The following is a 4092-nucleotide window of genomic DNA, read 5'->3' on the forward strand; positions in this document are numbered from 1 at the left end:
ATCCGTTCCCGTTCGGTTGGGTCGAGGATGTCGATGTCGCCGATGGGGGTGTGGGGGTTGGTGGCGATGGTGGTGAGGATGCGGTGGAGGCGGTGGCCGAGGGTTTGGATGGTGGTTTCGTCGAATAGGTCGGTGGCGTAGGTGAAGATGGTGTCGAGTTCGGCGGGGGTGCCGTCGTGGTGGTGGTGGGGGTGGATGTTGACTTGGAGGTCGAATTTGGCTGCGACGGTGCCGGTGTCGAGGGCGGTGATGGTGAGCCCGGGTAGCCGGAGGGTGGGTTGTTCGTTGTTCTGGAATGACAGGACGACCCCGAACAGGGGGGTGTGGGTGGTGGCGCGGGCGGGGGCGACGATTTCGACGACGCGTTCGAAGGGGATGTCGGCGTTGGCGAAGGCGGCGAGGTCGGTTTCGCGGGCGCGGTCGATGAGTTCGGTGAAGCTCATGGCGGCTTCGACGCGGGTGCGCAGGGTGAGGGTGTTGACGAACATGCCGACCAGGTCGTCGAGGGCGCGTTCGCCGCGGCCGGCGATGGGGGTGCCGATCGCGACGTCCGCGTCGCCGGTGAGGCGGGCGAGTAGGACCGCGAGGGCGGCGTGGATGACCATGAACAGGGTGCAGTTGTGCTCGCGGGCCAGTTCGGTGAGGGCGTGGTGGATCTCGGGGGGCAGCCCGAATCCGGTGTTGGCTCCGCGCATCGAGGGGATCGGGGGGCGGGGGCGGTCCAGGGGTAGTTCGGCCTCGCCGGTGAGGCCGTGGAGTTGGGTGCGCCAGTAGGCGAGTTGGCGGGCGGCGACGGAGGTGGGGTCGTCGTCGGTGCCGATGACGTGGCGTTGCCAGATGGCGTAGTCGGCGTATTGCACTTCCAGGGGCGCCCAGCGGGGGGAGTTGCCGCCGATGCGGGCGAGGTAGGCGGTGACCAGGTCGCGGGCCAGGGGGGCCATGGAGGCGCCGTCGGCGGCGATGTGGTGGGCGACCATCGCCAGCAGGTGTTCATCGGGGCTGGTTTCGGCGAGTAGGGCGCGGACGGGGACTTGCTCGGTGACGTCGAATCCGGTGAGCATCAGCTCGGTGATGGGGGTGAGGGGGTCGTCGGTGGTGACCAGTTCCAGTCCGGTGGGTAGTGCTTGGTCGACGGTGAGGATCTGCTGGAACGGCAGTCCGCCGGGTCCGCTGGCGGGGTAGCGGGTGCGGAGGGATTCGTGGCGTTCGAGGACGTCGGCGAGGGCGTAGCGCAGCGCGGACACGTCCAGGGCGCCGTGCAGGCGGATGGCCATGGGGATGTTGTAGGCGGGGGAGGTGGGGTCGAATTGGTTGAGGACCCACATCCGTTGCTGGGCCAGTGACAGCGGGATCGGTTGGTCGCGTTCGGTGCGGGTCAGGCGCGGGCGGGTGCCGCCGCCGGCGCCGGGCACCACCCGCGCGGCCAGCGCGGCCACGGTGGGTGCTTCGAACAGTTCGCGTACCACCACGTTCGCGTCGAGGGCTTCGTTGATGCGGGCGACCACCCGGGTGGCCAGCAGCGAGTTGCCGCCCAAGGCGAAGAAGTCGTCGTCGAGCCCGACCTCGCTGGCGCCGAGCAGTCCGGCGAACACCTCGGCCACGGCCTGCTCCACCGGTGAACCCGGCGCCCGGAACGCGACGGCACTGTCGACCTGCGGGGCCGGTAGCGCGCGGCGGTCGAGTTTCCCGTTCGGGGTCAACGGCAGAACGTCCAGCACCACGATCGCGTCGGGCACCATGTAACCGGTCAAGAACTCCGCGACCTGCCGACGCAGCACCGACGGATCCGAACTCGTCCCGGCATCGGGTACCACGTACCCGACCAAGCGGTCACCGGCGTGCTCGTCGGCACGCACCATCACCACCGCCTGACTCACCCCCGGACACCGCAGCAACGCCGCCTCGATCTCCCCCAACTCGATACGGAACCCACGCAGTTGGACTTGCTGATCCCCACGCCCGGCGTACTCGAGGGTGGCCAGGCCACCCAGACCCACCCACCGGCCGATATCGCCGGAGCGGTACATCCGCGAACCCGGCGCACCGAAGGGATTGGCGACGAAGCGGGTAGCGGCCAGGCCGGGACGGCCGAGGTAGCCGCGGGAGAGCTGAGCGCCCGCGACGTAGATCTCTCCGGCGACGCCGACCGGCGCGGGGTTGAGCCGGTCGTCGAGCACGTACGCGTCCAAGCCGGGGATGGCGCGTCCGATCACGCTGGCCGGGTTGTCCGCCATCTGCTCATCCAGCGACAGGTAGGACACGTGCACCGTGGTCTCGGTGATGCCGTACATGTTCACCAGCCACGGCGCGTCCACCGGGTGGCGCTCGTACCAGCGCTGCAACTGGCGCAGATCCAGTGCCTCACCGCCGAACACGACGTAGCGCAGCGCGAGTTCGCCCTGCTCGTCCGGGCGCGCGGCGCGGTCGGCCTCGGCGAGCTGGTAGAAGGCCGAAGGGGTCTGGTTGAGGACGGTGACCTGTTCGCGGATCAGCAGTTCGCGGAACTGTTCCGGCGAGCGGGAGGTGAGGTAGTCGACCACGACGACGGTGCCGCCGGTGGCCAGCGCGCACCACAGTTCCCACACCGAGAAGTCGAACGCGAAGGAGTGGAACAGTGTCCACACATCGGTTTCGTCGAACTCGAACAGCGACTGGGTGTTGGCGAACAACTCGACCACGTTGCGATGCGCGACCCCCACACCCTTGGGCACACCGGTGGAGCCGGAGGTGTAGATGACATACGCCAGGTTGTCCGGACGCAGTGGCACCACACGTTCGCGGTTGCGGACGCGTGCGTCGTCGTAGCCGGTGGTGTCCTCCAGCAGGAGGACCGGAATATTGCCCGCGGGTAGCGATTCCCGCTCGGTGGCGGTGGTCAGGATGCAGACAGGGGCGGCGTCTTCGAGCATGAACTCCAGCCGCTGCACCGGATAAGTCGTGTCGATCGGCAGATACGCCGCACCGGCGGTCAACACACCCAACAGGGCGACCGGTAGTTCCTCGGTGCGCGGCATCGCCACCGCCACCACCGATTCCGGGCCCGCGCCCTGAGCGATCAACGCCCGAGCGACCTGGTTGGCGCGGCTTTGCAACTGCCCGAACGTCAGGCTGGTATCACCGCAACGGATCGCGACGGCGTCGGGGCGGGTGCGGGCTTGGGTGGCGATGACCTCCACCAGCGTCACTTCCGGCACGATCGTGCCCGGGGTGGACCACTCGTGCAACACCAGCTCGCGCTCGCCCGGGGCCAGCACATCGATATCCCCCACCACCACCGACGCGTCCGCGGCCACCGCCGCCAGAATCCGGGTGAACCGGTCGGCGAAATCACGCACCGTCGCCGTGTCGAACAGATCGGTGGCGTAGGTGAACGCCGCCGACAAACCTTGCGCGCCACCGTGACGGTCGTTGTTCTCCGCGACCGCCAGCTGGAGATCGAACTTCGCCAACCCCACGGCCAGATCCACCCCCGACACCGACAGCCCCGGCAACTCCAACTCCGACACCGCCAGGTTCTGGAAGGTCAACATCACCTGGAACAACGGATGCCGCCCCGCCGACCGCACCGGATCCAGCAACTCCACCAGACGTTCGAACGGCACATCCGCGTGCCCGAACGCCTCCACATCCACCGCACGCACCGCCCCCAGCAGTTCCTCGAACCGCACACCGGGATCGATATCGGTGCGCAACACCAGCGTGTTGACGAACATGCCGATCAAATCATCCAGCGCCGCCTCACCACGCCCCGCCACCGGCGTACCCACCGCGATATCCCGGCTACCCGACAACCGCGCCAGCAACACCGCCAACGCCGCATGCACCACCATGAACAACGTCGCGTTGTGCTGCGCGGCCACCCGACTCAACCCCGCATGCACCTGCGCGTCGATCTCGAACCCGAGAGTCGCACCACGATGCGACGCCACCGCCGGACGCGCCCGATCGGCAGGCAACTCCAACTGATCGGGAAGCCCCGCCAACCGCTCGCGCCAGAACCCGATCTGAGCGGCCAGCAACGACTCCGGATCATCCTCCGCGCCGAGGATCTCCCGCTGCCACAACGCGTAATCGGCGTACTGCACCTCCAAC

General features: G+C 68.3%; 1 protein-coding gene. It reads right to left on the reverse strand.

The annotated features are described in order from the left end of the window. On the reverse strand, window positions 1-4092 hold a 4092-nt coding region (locus NG1_RS34745), incomplete at both ends, for a non-ribosomal peptide synthetase (protein WP_157114423.1).

This window comes from Nocardia gamkensis NBRC 108242 (genome assembly GCF_001612985.1).
Classification (GTDB): Bacteria; Actinomycetota; Actinomycetes; order Mycobacteriales; family Mycobacteriaceae; genus Nocardia; species Nocardia gamkensis.